Source organism: Paenibacillus sp. WC2504, from assembly GCF_052682475.1.
The window spans coordinates 2407202-2427822 of the sequence record NZ_JBQZFH010000001.1 but is presented as its reverse complement, the minus strand read 5'-3'; the positions used below and the strand labels follow the sequence as shown (position 1 = coordinate 2427822).

The window sequence follows — 20621 nt, the reverse complement described above, 5'->3', positions numbered from 1 at the left end:
TTACCTCCCGCTGAATTATGATGCCTCTTTCACATCTTGCGTACCATAAGTGCCAAACCAACCTTTAATCACGTTAAAATCGTTGGAAAAAGCCATTGAAAGTAGAAGCATAATTCGAGCATGCTGTGCGTTCAAGCTATCCCCGGCAATGATGCCGTTGCTTGAGCTAGGATACATGGTACCTGAACCTGTCCGTGTTGTGGTGACGAAAATAACACCTTGTTTGATCGCATTGCTGCGCGCTGCGCTCATCTTCGATGAAATGCCGCCCGCACCTGTTCCTGCCGTCACAATCCCTTTGACGCCATCGGCCACCAGACCATTAATCGCGCCGCCTCCAGCATCTTGATAAGCATACGCAATCTCTACGGCAGGGAGCTTGTCCTTCGTAATCGTCTTCAAGTCAAATGGCGTCGCCCAATCCGCTTCGCCTGCTTTCAGCGCTCTAGCCGTAGCACGATAGATACTAATATTCGTCTCATCGATATAACCAAGTGCGCCAAGGATTGGCGTCTCAAAAGTATCCATACGGTGAGCGTTCGTTTTAGTCACTTCCCTCGCCGCTTGAATAGTGTCGTTCAACATAAGGACAGTACCAAACGATTTCGTTTTTCCACTGCCTGCAAGCTTAATAGCGTTGTACAAGTTCGCAGGACCGTCTGTTCCGATAACGTCCCAAGGTCTCATGGCTCCAGTGACGACAACCGGTTTTTCACTTCTAACCGTGAGGTCAAGAAAATACGCGATTTCTTCCATCGTGTCGGTCCCGGAAGTCACAACAACACCATCATAGACCTCCAAAGCTTGATCAACGGCAAGTGATAGATCGTACAAGTCGCCTATTGAATAACTACCTGACCCTTTATTTCCAAATTGATAGGTGTTCACATTCGCGATTTTATCTTTATTCGGCAATTGGCTTACCAAGTCAGACATCAGATATGTCCCTGCTTGATAAGTTTGAAAACTCGTTGCATCCGTTGCTTTACCTGCAAGCGTCCCACCGGTTGCGATTACAATAACGTTAGGCAGTTGGGGATTTCTGCTGTCGGATAACGGAGGAATCGCCGCAGCCGCACTCGCAGAGGTCGGATTCATAAATACCAACATCATACTAAAGAGAGCCAAGACAAGGAACGGGATGAGGACCTTTTTGCTGAGTTTACTTTCATGAATAAATGTCACGTAAGAAAACCTCCATGTTAGGTATTTTTTTAATTTAAACGCTTAAACACAACCCAATCGTATTTAATGTTATATTATTTATCAAATACATAACATAGTCATAAAAACGCATACATATCATATTTACGTTATTTTACGAGATTATTTACTAGTTTATCTATGTTTTTAGCGTTACAACTCTAAAAATTTTAAAATATTTGCATGCGCTTTCTTGGAAGAATCTACCTTGTCGATTAACAAATGATGTAATAGAATGATGTCCATAAGTGAAAATAGACAAAACGAGGTGATATTATCTGACATAACATTCACTTTATTACTCCTCTCAAGTTATTGGTCTCAGCTTAATTCATCATTTTCATCATTTCTATCAACCTAGCATTTTCTTAGTAATATCCACGTTAGATAAATTCGTAATTGTTATTGGAGGCGTCTTCATGAAATCCTTATTATCCAGAAGCTCTATTTCGAAGGTCCTTTCCACGGCCCTTATTGCAGCTACGTTGCCTATAGGAGCACTAAGCGCTGCCGCAGAAACCTCTATCTCCAGCGTCGATTCACCTAACAGCTCGTCTACAGTAACAGAGACGGTATATCAAACAGCTCCCAATGTTGTCGTTTTACCACCGGGTTCAGAATCCGTCCTTCTGACAGGTCCTTCAACTACCATTAGCGGAGCGTTATTCGATGTTGATGTAGCGTTAACCGGTGTTACCGGGAAAGTGACCGCCCAGAAGTTTATCATCGAGTTTAATCCCGCCCGAGTTGACTTCATCGACGTACAAGCCGTAGACAGTTCAACCACGATCGTCGGACAGAATGCAGAGCTAGGCAAGGCAACAGTCGTCGCTGCCAGCATTAGCGAGTCAGCTGTTAATAACAAAACACTGATCCGCCTTAAATTCAAAGCAAAAGCAAATGGCGGCGTACAGGATATTAAAGTGAGCGCTGAGCTTGGCCTTGCAGATACCGGCGTAATCCAAGCAACGCGTTTTGGCAGTCTCAGCCTGCAAACAAACCAAGTTACCGGAGACTTAAACGGTAATGGCGCACTTGATATCGGCGATTTGGCTTGGCTTGCTCCTTATTACGGTATTACATCTACTCACGCTTCATGGTCCACGGTGGCTGGTGCCGATTTCAACCAAAACGGATCGATCGATCTGACCGATCTAGGCCTATTAGGCAAAAAAGTATTGTATGATACAAAGCAATTTGAACTAATGGAAGCATCGGTAATGGATATACAAAATGCGATGAATGCCGGTAAACTGACAGCCGTCCAGCTTGTCACGAAATATTTGGCGCGTATCGATACATATGATCAAAAAGGTCCTGAAATCAAGGCCATTCTTAACGTCAATCCGAAGGCACTCGAAGAAGCAGCAGCTCTAGACAAGGAGCGCAGCGAGAAAGGGCCTAGAGGACCCCTTCACGGTATTCCCGTTATTGTGAAGGACAACTTCAATACAATCGGCATGCCAACGACGGCCGGATGTATTTGTCTAAAAACAAACAACACCTCGACCGATGCGTTTATGATCAAGAAGCTGAAGAATGCGGGCGCAATTATACTCGCGAAATCTAACCTCCATGAATTCGCCTTCGGAACGACAACACTCAGTTCGCTTGGCGGACAGACCAAAAACCCTTATGATCTGACCACGAATCCTGGCGGATCAAGCGGCGGTACCGGTGCGGCACTTGCAGCAAACTTCGGCACAATCGGCCTCGGAACAGATACAGGCGGCTCCATTCGAATTCCGTCCTCACGCAACGCACTCGTAGGTATTCGTCCTACGATCGGGTTGACGAGCCGTGAAGGCATCATTCCTCTCGCCCACTCTCAGGATGTCGGCGGTCCGATGGCTCGGTCCGTTGCGGATGCTGCGATTGCGCTTGATGTTGTAAGCGGATATGACCCGAAAGACCTGGTTACCGCTTTATCAACTGGTAATATCCCTAAGAGCTATACCGATTATTTGGATAAGGACGGTTTAAAGGGAGCTAGAATCGGCGTTATACGTTCACTGTCAACAGGCAACGACGCCGCTTTCAATGCGGCAGTCGACAAGATGAAACAGCTTGGCGCAACCGTTATTGATGTAACCATCCCGAACCAATCCAAAATCCTCGGCTACGCCAGCTTGAGCGGTACGGAATTTAAGTTTGATTTAAATGATTACTTGGCTACACTTGGTGCGAATGCCCCCTACAAGACACTGACGGAAATTATTGCATCCAACGATATTTTACAAAGCCAAAAAAGCTCGATGATTCAACGCGATAACGTGACGACCTTGGAAACGCTGAACTACTATAAAGATCTTTGGGAGCGTACGAAACTCACACAACAGTCGCTAACTCAAGTATTAGGCGAAAATTCGTTAGATGCCGTCTTGTATGCAACTACATCAGGGAATGCGAACCGGTTAAGCGCATACTCCGGCTTCCCAGCCATCAGCTTCCCGGCAGGCTACAACAACCAAGTTCCATTCGGAATTGAACTCCTGGGTAGAGAGTACGATGAAGGAACTTTGATTAAACTGGCGTACTCCTTCGAACAGGCGACCCACCTTCGTACGATGCCGGCGTCCACCCCCGCCCTAACAACCGAGGAGGAGTCCAAGCTCGTATTAACACCGTAAGCAATTTTCAATGAAAGGTCGGGACCTAGATATGGTACGTATGCTGCTTGGGTTATCTTTATCCTTATGTTTAGCTGTTGGACTTTGGCTTCCGCAGGTTGCGGCAGCCGTTGTCGATCCTGTGTTTTCTGTAACAACTTCAACAAATTCCTTGCTGCAAAATCAATCGTTAAAGGTAGACATCCAAGGCGATTCCTTAGATGACCTTTTCGCCTATGAGCTTAACCTGTATTATGACGAGTCCATCCTTCAGTTGGATACTTCGCAAAAATTTACCGACCTGAACGGCTTCGTACTTCCAATCAAGATTGTTCAGGACGGCGGTACACACGCACAGCTTGTCTATACGAAAACAGGGTCATTAACCGGTTTGAACGGGTCGGCCAAACTCGGTACCTTAACCTTCAGGACAGTAGGTTCCGGAACTGTAGATCTAACACTGAAACAAGTTAAGATCAGCACCAGCTCCCTCAAGGAAGAGAAGCTGCTTACGCCGAATGCCAAGGCGACCGTCCTGGTAGATAGCCGAGAAAGGCCGACATTAGGAAGCTATCCGACGCCCTCAACCCCTGCAGAGTCGAATGTTGTTTCCGTGAAACCGGAGCAACTCCAGACCATACTAGCAGAGAAGATTGCCATCTCGCTGCCAACAAATGCTCAGCAGATTCTTTTGCCTTCTAATACCTCCGAATTGTTAGGCGATAAGAAGCTTGAGATTCAAGCGGAGAAGATTAAGCTGGAATTGCCAGCGAAAGTGTTCACCCAGCTGAACAATCTTGTTAATGAGCAGGAACGCTCTGACAGTAAAATTACACTAGCCATCGAACCACTTACCGAATCAACAGTTGGCGAGGGCGTGTTGAATCAAGCTAAGAATCAACTAGGAGCGAGCGTGAAGCTAGGCAGTTTGATCTACAACATTAAGCTTTATGTAACGACCAAAGCAGGTCAAACCTTGAGCCTTACCAGTTTCGAACAACCTATTCAAATTCGATTCAATCTTGATTCAGCTGCAAATCCGAAGCTCAGCAGCGTATATTACATCTCCGATAATGGAGGGTTGGAGCGCATAGGAGGAACTTACTTAAGTGGTGAGTTAAGTTCCGACATCTCTCATTTCAGCAAATACACCGTTCTGGAAGTATCCAAATCTTTCGCAGATGTTCCTTCCTCTCACTGGGCGGCGGATGTCATTCAAGAACTAGCCTCTAAACTTGTCATTAGCGGCACAAGCGAACAAACCTTTGAACCCGAGAGTAAGGTCACACGCGCACAATTCACGGCGCTTATGGCAAGAGCACTGCAATTGAAGACAGCCAATTCATCCACTTCATTCCAGGACGTGCAACCATCCGACTGGTTCGCCCCTGAGGTTGCTTCTGCGGTGCAAGCCGGTATCGTGAATGGCAGAGAAACCGATAAGTTCGAGCCGAACTCTCTGGTCTCACGCGAAGAAATGACGGCTATACTGATGCGGTCTTACAGGCTTTTGCACGGTAAAACTGATCCGGCAGCAGCGCCTTCTTTCTCGGACGAAGCGGCCATCGGACAATGGGTCTTAGCTGATGTAAAAGCAGCCGCAGCTCTAGGGTTGGTACAAGGCCGCTCCGAAGGCCAATTCGAGCCTCAAGGTTTTGCAACGCGAGCTGAAGCAGCGCAAGTGCTGTACCGTTTGTTATCCAAATAAACCAAACAAACAGGGAGGGGACGTCTAGTCCCCTCTTTCGCCTACTCTCTTTTATCCCTTTACGCAGAACTTGTTTTTCTACAGCAATAGAGGAATAATAAGAGAGTATTCAATTTTAATTAGGCGGTGTTCGAATTGGTTCAATTGGGCTCAGGCATTACAACTATTCAGCTAAGCGTAGCAAACAACAGCAACTCCTTCATCCCGACCATCCTGTGGGACGATCAAGATGTCATTCTCATTGATACCGGCATTCCCGGCCAACTGGAGCTGATTCGTGCCGCATTCGAGGAATTATCCATTCCTTTCGAGAAGTTGACCAAAATTATTATAACCCACCAAGACATGGATCATATCGGCAGCCTGCCGGCGCTGGTGGAAGCTTTCGGAGACCAGGTTCAAGTGCTGGCCCACGAAACGGCCGTGCCTTATCTGGCCGGGGAGATCCCGCTCGTTAAGAGCAAAAAGCTCGCCCCGCCCGTCAAGGTCGACGTAGCTCTTAAAGATGGCGATATTTTACCGTTTGTCGGCGGAATTCGTGTCGTCTATACGCCAGGTCACACACCAGATCATACCTCTTATTATCATATCCCGAGCAAAACCCTGATCGCAGGCGACGCTCTAACAGCGAAAGACGGTGTTCTGCAATCCTATAACCCGGCCTATACTCCGGATCAGGAAACGGCACTGGCATCCATTGCGAAGCTCCAAGAGCTGGAGCTTCACGCAATCATCGCATTCCATGGCGGTGTGTGCACTGACAATCTGCAGGAGCGTCTGCAGGATATCGTAACAGCCGGCCCCGTCGTGAACAGCTAATCATCGACGTAAGCAAAAAAACCTCCATTTCCACTAGTATCGTGGATGTGGAGGTTCTTTTGTCATTTTTTCAAAGCGAAATTACTTATTTCACCGCTCCCGCCGTCATGCCTTCCATAAACTGTTTGGAAGCTAAGAAGAAAATAACCATCATCGGCACAGAGGCCAGGGTTAGTCCAGCGAACAGCATACTTAAGTCTGTCGAGTACTGCCCGAACAAGGATAGCATACCAACCGGAATTGTCTTTTTCGCATCATCTTGTATGAAAATTAGCGGGAAGAAGAAATCATTCCATGCCATGATGAAATTCATAATCATGACCGTCCCGAGTGCTGGCCGAATTAAAGGAAGTAAAACATGCCACATCACACCAAAATCAGACGAACCATCAATGCGCGCTGCTTCTTCCAATTCCTTCGGCAGCGTTCTGAAGAAGCCCGTTAAGATTAGAATAGCTAGCGGCAATCCGATCGCCGTATACACGCTAACCAACGACCAAATGCTATTTAGCATCGAGAGTTTCTTCATTAGAAGAAACAAAGGTACGATCCCGAGTTTGATAGGTATCATCATGCCCAAGAGAAAGAAGAAGAACAAGGCTCCATTCCAACGGAACGGATATCTGGCAATATAGAAGGAAGCCATAACACCAAATAGCAAAATGAGAACCACAGACACAACACTCACTACAAGACTATTCCAGAAATAACTGAAAAACGGTATTTGATGCACTAATTTACTGTAGGCCGCAAACGATATGGACGTTGGCAGTGACATCGGATTTTTCAAAATTTGAATATTTGTTTTCAACGAGGAGGTCAGCATCAGAAAAATCGGATACAAACTGACCAGTGCCCCCAAATACGCCGCAACATATTGGAGTCCCCGAACTGATTTGTTGGTTTTCATGGTCCGCCTCCTGTCTTAATGCTGAGCCGACTGGTTCCTGGTGAAGTACAGGAACAAAGCGGAAATCGTTGCAATAATGAAAAATAATACGACAGCCAATGCGGAGCCAAGACCAAGCGCAACCGAATCTCCTCCGGATGAGCCACCGAATGCAATGCGATAAAAGAATACAGCCAACGTGTCCGTCGAGTTATAAGGCTCACCTTGCGAGCCTTCCATCGCATAAATCAACTCGAAGGCTTCGAAAGCATGGATAAACGTGAAAACCGTAATAATGATTAGTGACTGACTCATCATAGGAAGGATCATCGAGCGGATTAAGCGAAAACCCTTAACGCCATCCATTCTAGCCGCTTCAATAACTTCCGTAGAGATTGCATGTAAACCGGCAAGGAAGATTAGCATCGAGAAACCGACGCCAAACCAACTATTGACGATTGTAATCGAGGTTAGCGCCGTAGCCGGATCTCCCAGCCAAGGCTTGGCCCATGAAACAAGGCCGATCTTTTTGAGCATAACATTCACGACACCATTATTCGGGTTCAACATGAGCTTCCACAAGAAACCCACCACGATGACAGACAGCAATCTCGGTAGGAAATAGGCCATTTTCAAGAAATTAGAACCTTTAACTTTACTATAAACCAGATAAGCAAGTACAAATGCAAGTACGTTTTGCACAGCCATCTCTACCGCAAAATAATAAAGATTATGACCGAAGGCGTTCCAAAACAGATGATTAAACGGTTCCTTCGTAAATAAGCTCACAAAATTGCCTACACCAACGAATTCTCCACGAACGAGGCCTTTCCAATCAAAGAAGCTGTAACCAAACGCAGATAGAATCGGGTAAATAACGAACAGTATATACACTGCAAGGGCAGGGACCGGGAACAGATGAACTGCTCCCTTTTTCCACCCGGACGTTTTGGCCAAGTTATTCATGTCCCCCACACCTTTACTTTACTTATTTCTTTGGTTTAAACCAGGAATCTGCACTCTTTTGAACTTCCTCTGTTACTTGCTCTGGTGTCAATTTGTTCAAATACATCCCTTGGATGGAGTTCTCTAATGTAGCTTTCGTCGTCGGGTTACCTGCATTAAAGTAAACGACTGCAGCATACGGCGTGGAGATCGTATCGGCATTTTTGGCAATCTTAGCTACCAATGGATCATTTGCCGCTACACCTGGAATTGTGCTTGGTTTTTGCAATTCATTCACAGCTAGCGTACCGAATTCTTTGGAAGTCAAAAACTCCATGAACTTCAGAGCTTCCTGTTTATGAGCGGATTTGGCATTGACGGAGAATGAACCGTCTACCCAAGTCGTTACCGTTTGCTTGCCATCTGACTTCACTGGCGGAACCGGGAATACATCCATTTGTAGATCAGGGTTCGTTTTCTTCATAACGGCATACTCCCAATCTCCCATAACCATCATGGCTGCTTGCTCCGTAACAAACATATTTCTCATGTCGTCCATGCCGATTCCTACATAGTTATCCGGGAAATAAGGGGTTAAATCTTTCATCATTTTGATGGAAGCTACATACTCCGGACTTTTGAAGTTCGCAGCACCGCTAAGAATTTTCTTCATGAAATCCGTTCCGTAAACAGACGGCCCAAGCGTTCCTTCTGTCAGCGAAAGAATCCAACCTTCTTTGGAACCAAACGCGAATGGCGTTACTTTATTTTTCTTCAATGTATCCGCTGTTTTTACAAGCTCATCCCATGTCTTAGGTTCTTGAAGATTGTATTTTTGAAAGATTTTCTTGTTATAGAACACTTGCGTTGAGCTAAAAACAGTTGGAACTCCGTATACTTTACCGTCAGAGCCCGTAGCTGCGAGCAAAGTGTCTTTCGAGAATACATCCATGCCTTTAACATTCGTCAAGGGCTCCAAGTAGCCCGCATCCGCCAATGCAGCGCCTGCCGCATAAGGACGAAGATGAATAATATCAGGACCGTTCCCGCTTTGTAGCGCTGTATTCAGAGCTGTGTTATATTCTGTATTCTTGGTCGGTTTAAACTCGATATCAATATTCGGGTTTTTCTTTTTGAACTCTGCAATGATTTTTGCGTAAGCTTCTGTATCTTCTGTACGCCAGCTACCCATTGTCAGCTTTACTTTATCCTGTGGCGCTGCTGTTGTTGGTGCAGTACTTGCTGTACCGGAAGTTGCACTTGGCGTTGCGGTGTTACTGCTGCATGCTACAAGCATGGAGGATGCTGCGACCATCGTTAAAACTGCCCCACTGAATAAACGTTTCATAAAAAAGCCTCCCTTTAATTTTTCATATCTATGTTTAACCTCCAAAACTACAAGAGGACCAAACCGCTTCATGCAAAATAGGACGCAATAGCTTGTCCACGTTATCCAATACGTTTCCCCACACTAACTGCTTGCCGAGTCATATCCAGTGATTTCACACTTTCCTCGTAATGGCAACCAGCAATGCCTACATACAAAATATCTATAACATTCAGTTGAGCAATTCTTGATGCCATCGCCCCGCTGCGAATGCTTTTCTCCAAAGTACTAATGAACAGCTGAATATCGGCAAGCTCTGCTACCGGATTAGCTCCGAATCTCGTCAACGTAATGACGACTGCGCCGTTTTTCTTAGCTACAGCGAGCGAACGAATCATGTCTTCCGTTTGACCCGTGTAGGAAATACCAAAAACCACATCACCCGGAAGCAAGTTAGCCGCAATGGTAGCTTGCGCATCGAACCCTGTACCAATTTCGCACCAGCGGTTAATCCGGGAAAGCTTTTGCTTGAAATCCTCCGCAATGACCCCTGAGGCACCTACGCCGAACACGCCAATTTTCCTCGCAGCGCTTAGCGTTTGTATGGCTTTCTCTACACTTTCCGGTGAAAGAACGGTTAATGTATCTTGAATCGAAACAATATTATTTGTTGTGACTGATTTAATGAGTTCCCCTACTGAGCTGTTCGCATTAATTTCCTGATACGCTTCTGTCGGTAATGACGTCTGCGACAAATCCCCGGCGACTCGCATCTTAAGTTCCTGGAACCCTTTAAAATGAAGCGAACGCGAAAGCCGTATAATTGTCGCTTCACTAACACTGGCGAACTCCGCCAATTTCTGTACCGAAAGGCTAACTACCTCTTGCGGATGTTCCAAAATATACTGTGCAACTTTGCGCTCACTCGGCGTCAAGCTTGCCATAGCAGCTTCTATGCTCACTAATCCACCTTTTAACATAGGCAACATCCTCAATCGTTTTTTCGATATCTCAATTTTATGTTAATAAAGCTGACTTATATTTCTCATTATAATGAATTTTATTTCAGTTTGTAAATACTTTTATGAAATTTTATTTCTCCTATGTTATGTAAACTATCACACTTAAAATTTAAAGCGTATACATTTTTTCAACTATTTTTTCAATGCAGAAAATGTCACATCGCTCGCCACCGTTCGCATAAAAGCACGAAGTTTATAAACCTCCATATAAAAACTTTCAGGAAGGTTCTTCCTGACACTCCTGTTTAGTTTGCACGTACATCGAAAGTTTTGCCCCCACCTCCACGCCCCCTTGATACTCTGGATACATGGTTTTAGCACTCTTAAGGGAACGAGAGGCCTCTATTTCGCGAAAAAAGAGCTATATCCTCTCTGAGCGGAACTAGAGACTCTTATTTATCCGCGATAGCGCGTTACACACCTGAAATCAGCGAAATAGCGGACCGTAGTTCCTCTTCACGTGGAGAGTGTGCCTTTTCGGCAAAATAGCGGCCTGTAGTTCCCGCCAAACAACGAAAGGCCGCAATAGTGCTCAGACCAGGCCGTTGATATCACCTCAGCCCCATCCTTATGCCCCACCCCGTCACTCACCACCCTTCCCTTAATGTTAACGGGAAAAAGTGCTGCTAATTTGTTCATTCCCACCCACTTTTATTTCAGTATATGGAAATTAATCAGCTAATTGTTCATGTTTCATCAAAAATGAGGCGAATCTACTAAATTACCTGCACAATCTCCCGTTATTCCACTCAAGTCCCACTCCGCACAATTTTTAACAATAGAATCTCCAGTTACTCCGAAAGCGAGCATTGATACGGGCAATAAAGTAGGCAAAAAAGCCTGACGGATAAAACTCCGTCAAGCTTAATCAGCAAAATAGGGGAACCTAGCGTCCTGTAGCTTCTCTAATGTCCTGTCGGAGCACTTTCACTACCGCTACAGTGACATTCTCATCTATAAATCCAATATATTTATCTCTGTTTTGCCCGTGGAAATTAATCCATGAAAAACGGTATAAATCATTCGCTTCACTTTATCCTCGGTTAACGGTTCCCCGCTAACTAACAAGCGGTAAAACAAGGGACCATAGATCAGATCGATGCTGGACTCTACATCCAGCTCTTTACCTAACTCATCGCGGTCAATCCCTCTTCTCAGAATCATAGCGGACTCTGTGCGACGAGGCTTCACATAGTATTCCCGGAAAACCTGGATCAATGCAGAGTCCATCTGTCCTTGGCCGATTAATTCCGAGATCACTCTTCCTTCTTTGCTTTCCATGAACAAAGATAAATTTACGGCATGTTGCATAACGTCTTTCAGAACTGAGCCTGTATCCGGGACAGGCAGGCGGCTGGCCGCAGCTTCAAAAAAACCTTCAGCCACGACTGCGGCTTTATTGGGCCACCATTTATAGATGGTCGCTTTGCTCACGCCTGCTTTTTCAGCAATTTTATCGATGGTTACTTCTTCAAAACCACCTTCCAATAGCAGCTCATAAGCTACAGTCAATATCACATGTTGAAGCTTAACATCTCTCGGGCGACCTTTTTGAGCCATTCAACTGACCCCTTTCTATCCTTTGCCATCAGTATATATGAAAATTAGCGTATTTACAAAACGCTTCGTTCAGTATATAGTGATACCTATTAAGTAGACGAAACGTTCACTTAATGCAAATTCATTGTTGTAGAGGGGGAACATTTCCTATGAGCAAGTCCATTTCAAAACCGCAAAACGAGATCTCCACAACAATGATGGTTGTTCTGGCAGCGGCATGCGGCCTTATTGTAGCCAACCTTTATTATTCCCAAACCCTTGTGGGTCCCATCAGCACAGCTCTCGGTCTACCTTCAGGAGCAGCCGGGTTGATCGTAACTTTAACCCAAATCGGCTATGTAGCCGGCTTGCTTTTCATCGTTCCGCTGAGCGATAAAATAGAGAATCGCCGACTAATCGTGACATCTCTTGCCATCGTGGTCCTTGCCTTGATCCTGGCCGCGGTTTCCTCGAATTCCGCCTTGTTCCTGACAGCCGCCTTGCTGATCGGATCGGGTTCCGTAGTTGCGCAAATTCTCGTACCCCTAGCTGCATATTTATCTAGTGACCAGCAGCGCGGCCGAGTCGTCGGAAACGTCATGAGCGGCCTTTTACTCGGCATCATGCTCGCAAGGCCGATTTCCAGCCTGATCGCCGGCATTTGGGGGTGGCGCACCATTTTCGTGCTATCCGCCGCCGTCATGGCTCTTTTAGCTTTTTCACTAGCTAAAGTACTGCCAAAAAGGAAGCCCGAAAGCACCTTAACGTATATGCAGCTCGTGGCCTCTTTGATAGAACTGTTCAAAAAGAACCCGATCTTGAGACGACGCGCCTTTTATCAAGCCTGTCTGTTCGGATCGTTCAGCCTCTTTTGGACGACCGTACCTCTCCGATTGGCGGATGAATATGGTATGTCCCAACAAGGCATCGCTTTATTCGCCCTCGTTGGCGTGGCGGGAGCTATCGCTGCTCCTATCGCCGGTAGACTGGCGGACAAAGGTCTCACCAAGGCGATCACCATAGGCGCAATCGTAACTGCGATCTTGTCCTTTCTGCTTATTGCCTTGTTTCACAACGGTTCACTTTTTTCGCTCATCCTGCTTTTCGTCGTCGCGGTTACGCTTGATATGGCGGTTTCCGGCAATCTCGTAGCCAGCCAGAGAATTATTTTTTCGTTAGGGAATGAAGCCAGAGGAAGATTCAATGGATTATTCATGGCGATTTTCTTCATCGGCGGAGCGGTGGGCTCATTTTTAGGTGGATTAACTTACGCGCATGGCGGTTGGGTATCGAGTGCATGTATTGGGGTGGCACTGACTTTCATCGCATTCCTGTATTTCTTGACCGAACGTAAACACAAATAAGGGAACTTTCCTCCATAAAATATCCAACACAAAGGAGCTGCCATCAGGCAGCTCCTTTCTATGTAAACTTATAATCGCGACAAAAGCTGCTGAGCTACGATATAACCCGAGCCGCCATTCACCCCATGGCCAGGCCATGTCGCTGCACCAAGCATATACACATTCGGAATAACCGTCTGGTGGCTTGGCTGTCCTGGCAAAGGACGGAACAGGTAGCTTTGCGCCAGATCGTGCGCGCCACCGTATGGATCTCCCGGCCCGGCGTTCGGATTGAATCGGGCGATAACATCCGGCGTTACAACATATTTGCCAATGATCGCGCTCGGTATATTCGGAATATGTTTGCTCACAACCTGCAATACTCGTTCTGTAAAACGCTCCGTGAGATCCTGTGTCCATAGGCCATCTCCAACATCGATCAGTCCGGCGGCATCTCCCCGTGGTCGAGTTGGCACTTCAAGCACTTGAATCCGCATGATCGCTTTACCTGCAGGCGCGCGTGCAGGGTCGAGATTCGTGGAACAATCGACAGTAAAAGTTGGTTTCGCCGGAAGCAGATCAGCCATCCCCTGGGCAATCGCTAACGTAAATCCATCCAGGCCATCCGTAAGATGAGGCTGTCCTACACGATCAAAGCGGGCATCCGGCCAACGCGGAGGCTCGTTAAGGGCCAGATGAATCTGTACGCAGCCGCGGCCATACCGAAACTGCTTCGCTTGGCTGCGCAGCGCCGAAGGGCTGTCACTCTCAGCCAGCAGCGAGAGATATAATTGATCCGGCGTGGTCGATGCCACGACCGCTTGCTTCGCTATGTATGTCTTGCCTTCCGCGGTTCGCACACCCACAGCTCGGCCATTCTCCACTACGATACGCTCGGCCAGCGTGTCCGTTAGAATCTCTCCGCCTTGATCCTTGATCAGCTGTACCAACGCCTGAACTAATTGTTCGCTGCCGCCCGACGGCGTTGGCATACCGCCGCCCATCAATGCCATGGCCGTGAGCGGAACCCAAATGCCGCTTCCGACTTCATCCGGCGTGCGGCCCAGATGGGTAACCCAGGACGCCAGCATTGCGCGCATCACTGGAGATTTCAGCGAATTCACCGCCTGTCGGGCTGTCCCGAACAACTGCCCGGCAAATGCCGAATAGCCTGAGCTATTGTCATCATGGAGCAACCGTTTCAGGATAGGGGCAGCTTCCTGGCTTGAAAGATCCATGCTGAATAACCCGAACACATCGTTGACGTGGGGGTTTAACTGTTCGAAGATGCCGGCCAGAGCAGCACCGTCTCCAGGAGCCAGACGCTCCGCCTCCGCAATAAGCTCCTCGAAGGAGCGTGAGAATACTGCCGTGCGCCCATCCTCCATAGAAACCCCAGTCGGCAAGTCCGTATTCACATAACGTAAGCCGCGAGCTTCCAAATCCTCCCTCAGCTCAGCATAAGCGGGCCCTGTCGTAAAAAGAGGATGCGCCGCCGCATACACATCATGTTTGAATCCTGGCAGGGTGAGTTCCTCGGTCCGCACAAAGCCGCCCGGGCGATCGTTTTTCTCTAAAACTAGTACGCTGCGACCAGCGCGAGTTAAGTAAGCAGCCGTAATTAAAGCATTGTGCCCACTGCCGATAATAACAATGTCGAACGTTTCCATTCTATCACTCCTTTTTAAAATTGAAGCCTAGTAGAAACTTATTCGAACATTTGCTAGTTCATTACTTCACCCACAATGAAATATCCACTGGTAAAAAACGAGCGCGGCGGCTCCCATGCTGCAATTATTTTGATTATAATCACTATAAATAATTGGCGTATCGCGAGTTGGACGGATCGTTATTTCTTCAATTGCTTTAAGCATGGATTGTTTAAACCAATCCGCTGCCTTAACAAGCTCTCCACCAAGAATGATCACCGTAGGATTAAGCAAATTAAGCGTATTGCCTAGCATGAACCCGAGGTGTCGACCCACCTGCTCGAATAACATCTTCGCTCGCGGATGACCTTCTTCCAGCAGCTGCATGATTTCGGTGAAAGTTCCTACGGGCCAACCGAGCTCCTCCCTAATCCTTTGGACGGAAACATAGGCTTCCAGACATCCCCGCTGTCCGCAAAAACATAAGGGGCCGCCCCAGCCAATCTTCATATGTCCAATTTCGCCTGCATAATAACGATTACCAGTATAGATCTCGCTATTCATCACCAATGCGGAGCCGATGCCTTCATCCAAATAAATGCACAGGGCATGCCGCAGCTGCTTTTCCGTTCTCATCCATACTTCTCCCCTGGCAAAAGCGCGCACATTATTGTCAACATACACAGGAACCGCATACCGCTTCGAAAGATGCTCCTTAATCCCGAACTGAAACCAACCAAGATAAGGGGAATGAATGACCTCCCCTTTTTGCGAATCAATGATGCCCTGTATACCCACACAAATTCCCAGATTGCGAACAGAAGCCGGGACCCGCTCCAGCAGTCCGTCAATCAGCTTCTCAAGACGTTTCGTTAAGGCTTCCCCTTGGCAAGGAGTAACATCACTGGTCGATGTGCCCACGAGATATACCTTCTCTTGATAAACGATCTCCCGGTTATAGCTCATCACCAAACCAATGATATAACTCTTCGTCACCTCAATACCGACAGCATAAAGATTTTCTCGATTTAAACGAAGAAGGACGGGCTTGCGCCCGACCCCGGAAATAGCTAAAACATCTTCTTCTATGACAAGTTCCTCGGCAAGCAGTTCATTCACAATATTCGTAACGGTCATCTTCTGCAGATTAGCCCTTCGCGCAATGTCAATGCGTGAAATCAGCCTCTCCTGATGGAGGAGCTCAAGCACCTTCTTCTTATTTTGAAGTTTCATCCAACGAAAACTGTTGTAATCTTCTTTCAAGCCGATTCCTCCATGCTGCTCTAATTGTTGGGCGATGCGCTGCAGATTGCTGCTGTTAACTTGTCCGGGAAGTTGATGGTCATGCCGTCAACGCCGCATTGTAGAGCATGTTTCATCAACTCAGGGGTAAAAGCACCCCACGCTCTGACTTCAAAACCATTTGACTTCGCAAGCCGCACATCCTCTTGCTCAAGTCCATCCGCGCAAGGGCAAATTTGCACAGCGCCAATTTCTTTTAAACGTGCAATAGCCTCCTCATCAATTTTTCGGATTAAATGTCCGAGTCGGATCGATGGGTCTACAGCTCTTGCGGCTTGCAAATTCTCATATCGAAAAGAGGTAATCGTCGATTGAAGCTGCACATCGTACTTTCTAATCAGCTCCAGAACTGGCAGCTCGATGTTAGGATCCTTTAATTCTAAGGCAAACAAAGCCTCTTTTCTACCAAAATAATGAAGAAATTGCTCAAAAGAGACGAGCCTCTCTCCCGCGTAAGCCGGGGAGAACCAAGAGCCGGCATCCAACTCCTGAAGCTCCTTCCACGTATAGGACGACGGAAGACCATGACCGTTCGTCGTACGGTCCAACTCATTATCGTGAAATAAAATAACGACGCCGTCTTTCGATAGCTTCAAATCGGTCTCAATCCCGTTCGCACCTTGCTCAAGCCCCTTATAGAAAGCAGCTAGTGTATTTTCAGGCGCATATTCCGAAGCACCTCGGTGGGCTAAATTCATGAACATTGTGAACACTCCTTTATTATTTATAGCTTTTCATAAAGCTGTCTACGTCGGCTTGCAGCTTGTCGAGCACTTTTTGCGGATCAGCCTTGGCATCTCCTTCAACGGTTTCAAGCGCTGTAACCAATCCCGACCAAATCAGGGAATCCGCCGGATGGATGCCTTGCCCCCGCAGGAATTGATTTTGATCCATGATGATTTTAAAGTTCGGATCTTCGCTCATTTTTTTCTTGAATGCATCTGTTTCTGTGGCCGATTTTTTAATCGGTGCATAACCCGTCGAGATGCTGGTCGCTGCCGCATTCTCCGTATTCGTCAAATAGGAAACGAACGTCCAGGACGCTTTTTCCATATCTGGATCTGACTTGAAAATCCCCAAACTGTTTCCGCCAATCGGCACGTTACGGTCTTTGATCATCGGAAGGTAAGCTACACCGATTTCAAACTTTTGACCCACTTCTTTTTGTGTGCCCGCCAAGGCAGAACCGGATTTATAAATCATAGCTAATTTACCAGAACTGAAATCCTGCTCTGCCGTGTTATGCTGGTTCGGCGCCATTGCTTTTTGCACATGAACCAAGTCCTGGAACGATTTCAAGGCCTCCACCGCTTCCTTGCTGTTTACCGTAACTTTTCCTGCCTTATCCACGATACTTCCACCGCGATTCCACGTCATCGGTTGAACATACCAAGGCGAATCAGCCGCCGTATTAAAGCCCCATACATCAACTTTGCCGTCACCGTTTGTGTCTTTGGTCAGCGTTTGCGCTGCTTTTACCAGCTCATCCCATGTATTTGGCGCCTTCAGACCGGCTTGGTCGAACAGCGTTTTGTTGTAGTAGAGCATGGGTGTACTGCTGTTGTACGGGATGGTCCAAAGCTTGTCCTTATATCGGAATCGATCCCAAAAAGCGGGATATACGTCCGTTTTCTCCTGCTCGCTCATGAACTGTTCAATCGGAATCAGCTTCCCGCTGTCAGCCATTTGCGGAATACCATGCCGTTGGCCAAGCTGAACCACATTGGGCAGGGTGTTGGATACAACAGCAGCCATGACTTTTTGAGCCATTTCATCATATCCGCCCATGAATTCAGCTTTAATTTTAATCGCAGGATACTTCGCTTCAAAAGATTTGACCTGATCGGCAAGCAAGTCTTTATTCGTTGTCCATACACTCAGTGTAACCGGTTTTTGTTCGGCTTGGGTCGTTTGACTTGGTTTATCCGCTGTTTTCCCTGCGTCAGCATTCTCAACTGGTTGGTTAGCTGCTCCACACGCCGTCAACCCCAACATAGATAACGAAAGCAAGACAATCATCGTTTTTTTCATAAAGTGGTTCCTCCACCTATCTTGTTTTTTTATATAAATTTGGTTTATCGTCATCCTCTTGCAAGGCTTATTTTTATTTCACACCGGCGTTCATCACCCCCCTGACAAAATATTTTTGGCTAACCAGGAAGAATAGCAGCACTGGCAGGATGATAAACGTCGATGCCGCCATCAGACTAGGCCAATCCGTTCCCTGTTCCGCATCGATCATATAACGCAGCCCTACTTGAACGGTTCGCATATTCGCCGTATTCGTGATGAGTAAAGGCCACAGATAACTGTTCCAAGCATGCAGAAAAGCAAAGAGACTGAGTGTTGCCAGCACCGTTTTGGACATCGGAATAACGATCTGTATCAAGGTTCGAAAGTGCCCGCACCCGTCGATCCGTGAAGCATCCATCAAATCTTTGGGAATGGTCAGAAAAAACTGCCTTAGTAAAAATATCCCGAACACGCTTGCTGTGCTTGGGACGATGAGTCCGGCATAGCTATTGATCCAACCCAGTTCTTTAATGACCAAATAGGATGGAATCATCGTAGATTCGAACGGGACGATCGTTGAAGAGACAACCAGAAGAAACAACAGTTTTCTTCCGCGGATTGGAACCCAGGAGAAGACATAAGCTGCCATCGCGCTGGTCATCAGTTGACCCACTACAATGCCGGCAGACATCACCAAACTGTTCATAAAAAACCGGTCGAACGGAGCCTTTTTCCAGGCTTGCCCATAATGCTCCCAGTGCCATATCTTCGGCAAAGCGAATAAACTCCCCGAGAAAATTTCTTCCGTTGATTTGACAGAAGATAGAAACATCCAGATGAAGGGCAGCATCATAAATAATCCACCTGCCAGCAGTACTGCATGCTTCAACCATAGGTCCATCGGCAGTTTGCTTAGCGAACGGAATCTTTCAGCGCGTTTTGCCGTCCTCATTTCCCCACCAACGGGTTTCAGTGTTGCTTTCTGTCCGACTGTAACCGGCTTGGATATACGCATCTTGCCTCATACCTTTCTAAAATGACGGATTTTATTGATAGTGTACCTTTCGGCCGACCACGATCATTTGCAGGACAACAAGCAGCAAAACAATCGCAAAAATGACCATCGAAATCGCCGAAGCGTACCCCATCTGGAACAGCTCAAAGGCATAGTGATAAAGCTGCACCACCACTAACTCCGTACTCTTGGCAGGACCGCCTTTTGTCATGACGTTGACTTGAGTAAATGTCTGGAATTGCTCGATCGTTAGCAGAATTAATAGCAAAAAGAGCGATGGAGTCAACAGTGGTATGCGGATTCTCGTAACTACTTGCCACTTATTTGCGCCATCTACTTTCGCTGCCTCCAGCACGCTGGAATCCGTGTTCTGCAAACCGGCTAACAAAATAATGACATTGTAACCCAGCGTCTTCCAAATCGACATGATCGCTAGTGACATCAGGGATGTGTTCGTATCATTGAGCCAACGGAGCGGTTTGAAACCGAAACTTTCTATTATCGCGTTCGCCAGGCCATAATCCGGATGGAAAATGAACATCCAAACGACCGAGATTGCGACGGTGGAAGTAACCATGGGAGCGAAAAACATCGATCGGTACGTGATCATCAGCTTTTTGGAACCCTGATCAAGCAGCAGCGCAAAAATCAATGCGATCAACATCGATAACGGTACCGTCATAGCTGCAAAAAGAAAGGTGATCTTCAAAGAATGATAAAACTCTTCGTTGGTAAACAACCTCTGGTAATTATCTACGCCAACAAAGGTTGGCGTCGGGCGCAGCATGTCCCATGAGTACAAACTCAAACCTGCGCTATAGAGGACAGGAATAAGGACGAAAATAGCAATAACCAGCAGGGATGGCGCCAGAAGCAAATAACCGGCAACATTGGTTTTCCATGATTTTAGTGACAATGCGGTGGTTCCTCCTCTCATTTATTAGCGAAGCTAGTAATTAGTAAAATAATTTGACTTATTTATATGGTCATCGTAACAAGACAAAATCAAGTAAGTGTTATCTCACTTTGAATAATATGTAAATATGTATAGCCTTGCGTTCCTTCCTGCTGCCTAATTCTAATGGAGTAAACAAAATTCTTTTTTAACCCAGGATCAATTGTAAATATTTTATTAAGACAGCAATTTAAGACCTATTACGTTTGTCATATACGCTTAGGTCCCGATGACCAATTAAATTTTTAAATGAATAAACTTACATGAGCGCTTCCTAATTGAG

16 protein-coding genes are annotated in these 20621 nt (G+C 46.6%); 4 read left to right on the top strand and 12 right to left on the bottom strand.

What is annotated here, in order from left to right:
* Positions 1–15: 15 nt before the first annotated feature.
* Positions 16–1185, bottom strand: coding sequence for an asparaginase (locus ACUN27_RS10645; RefSeq protein ID WP_315955457.1), 1170 nt, complete (start codon positions 1183–1185; stop codon positions 16–18).
* 437 nt (positions 1186–1622) lie between these two features.
* Here ACUN27_RS10645 and ACUN27_RS10640 point away from each other — a divergent pair, with 437 nt between their 5' ends.
* From ACUN27_RS10640 to ACUN27_RS10630, 3 genes are all read left to right on the top strand, one after another.
* Positions 1623–3833: an amidase family protein gene (locus ACUN27_RS10640; protein ID WP_445558859.1), complete on the top strand. Its 2211-nt coding sequence runs from the start codon at positions 1623–1625 to the stop codon at positions 3831–3833.
* 10 nt (positions 3834–3843) lie between these two features.
* A complete protein-coding gene (locus ACUN27_RS10635; RefSeq protein WP_445558858.1) occupies positions 3844–5520 on the top strand; it encodes an S-layer homology domain-containing protein in 1677 nt (558 codons plus the stop codon).
* A gap of 135 nt (positions 5521–5655) precedes the next feature.
* Positions 5656–6339 (top strand): MBL fold metallo-hydrolase, encoded by a 684-nt coding sequence (locus ACUN27_RS10630; protein WP_315955460.1) that lies wholly within the window; start codon positions 5656–5658, stop codon positions 6337–6339.
* A gap of 85 nt (positions 6340–6424) precedes the next feature.
* Here the strand turns inward: ACUN27_RS10630 and ACUN27_RS10625 are convergent, their stop codons facing one another.
* From ACUN27_RS10625 to ACUN27_RS10605, 5 genes are all read right to left on the bottom strand, one after another.
* Positions 6425–7249, bottom strand: coding sequence for a carbohydrate ABC transporter permease (locus ACUN27_RS10625; protein WP_445558857.1), 825 nt, complete (start codon positions 7247–7249; stop codon positions 6425–6427).
* Positions 7250–7264: 15 nt separating this feature from the next.
* Complete coding sequence (locus ACUN27_RS10620) at positions 7265–8194, bottom strand: carbohydrate ABC transporter permease (protein ID WP_315955462.1); 930 nt, start codon at positions 8192–8194, stop codon at positions 7265–7267.
* A 22-nt stretch (positions 8195–8216) separates the two neighbouring features.
* Positions 8217–9521 carry an ABC transporter substrate-binding protein gene (locus tag ACUN27_RS10615; RefSeq protein ID WP_315955463.1) on the bottom strand — a complete coding sequence of 435 codons (1305 nt, stop codon included), beginning with the start codon at positions 9519–9521 and terminating at the stop codon, positions 8217–8219.
* Positions 9522–9622: 101 nt separating this feature from the next.
* A complete protein-coding gene (locus ACUN27_RS10610; RefSeq protein ID WP_315955464.1) occupies positions 9623–10489 on the bottom strand; it encodes a MurR/RpiR family transcriptional regulator in 867 nt (288 codons plus the stop codon).
* 987 nt (positions 10490–11476) lie between these two features.
* Positions 11477–12082 (bottom strand): TetR/AcrR family transcriptional regulator, encoded by a 606-nt coding sequence (locus ACUN27_RS10605; protein WP_315955465.1) that lies wholly within the window; start codon positions 12080–12082, stop codon positions 11477–11479.
* A 149-nt stretch (positions 12083–12231) separates the two neighbouring features.
* Between ACUN27_RS10605 and ACUN27_RS10600 the strand changes: the two genes are divergently transcribed.
* The gene (locus ACUN27_RS10600) at positions 12232–13425 is read left to right on the top strand and encodes an MFS transporter (RefSeq protein ID WP_315955466.1); all 1194 of its coding nucleotides are present in this window, start codon (positions 12232–12234) and stop codon (positions 13423–13425) included.
* Between the two features lie 68 nt (positions 13426–13493).
* On the opposite strand, the gene ACUN27_RS10595 is transcribed toward ACUN27_RS10600, so the two are convergent.
* The 6 genes from ACUN27_RS10595 to ACUN27_RS10570 form a co-directional block, all read right to left on the bottom strand.
* Positions 13494–15074, bottom strand: coding sequence for a phytoene desaturase family protein (locus ACUN27_RS10595; protein WP_315955467.1), 1581 nt, complete (start codon positions 15072–15074; stop codon positions 13494–13496).
* Positions 15075–15140: 66 nt separating this feature from the next.
* The gene (locus ACUN27_RS10590) at positions 15141–16286 is read right to left on the bottom strand and encodes an ROK family transcriptional regulator (protein ID WP_445558856.1); all 1146 of its coding nucleotides are present in this window, start codon (positions 16284–16286) and stop codon (positions 15141–15143) included.
* 50 nt (positions 16287–16336) lie between these two features.
* A complete protein-coding gene (locus ACUN27_RS10585; protein WP_445558855.1) occupies positions 16337–17059 on the bottom strand; it encodes a glycerophosphodiester phosphodiesterase in 723 nt (240 codons plus the stop codon).
* Between the two features lie 16 nt (positions 17060–17075).
* Complete coding sequence (locus tag ACUN27_RS10580; RefSeq protein WP_445558854.1) at positions 17076–18386, bottom strand: ABC transporter substrate-binding protein; 1311 nt, start codon at positions 18384–18386, stop codon at positions 17076–17078.
* A 73-nt stretch (positions 18387–18459) separates the two neighbouring features.
* On the bottom strand, positions 18460–19383 hold the full coding sequence (locus ACUN27_RS10575; protein WP_315955471.1) for a carbohydrate ABC transporter permease: 924 nt from the start codon (positions 19381–19383) through the stop codon (positions 18460–18462).
* Between the two features lie 31 nt (positions 19384–19414).
* Complete coding sequence (locus ACUN27_RS10570) at positions 19415–20299, bottom strand: carbohydrate ABC transporter permease (RefSeq protein ID WP_326062395.1); 885 nt, start codon at positions 20297–20299, stop codon at positions 19415–19417.
* Between the last annotated feature and the right edge of the window lie 322 nt (positions 20300–20621).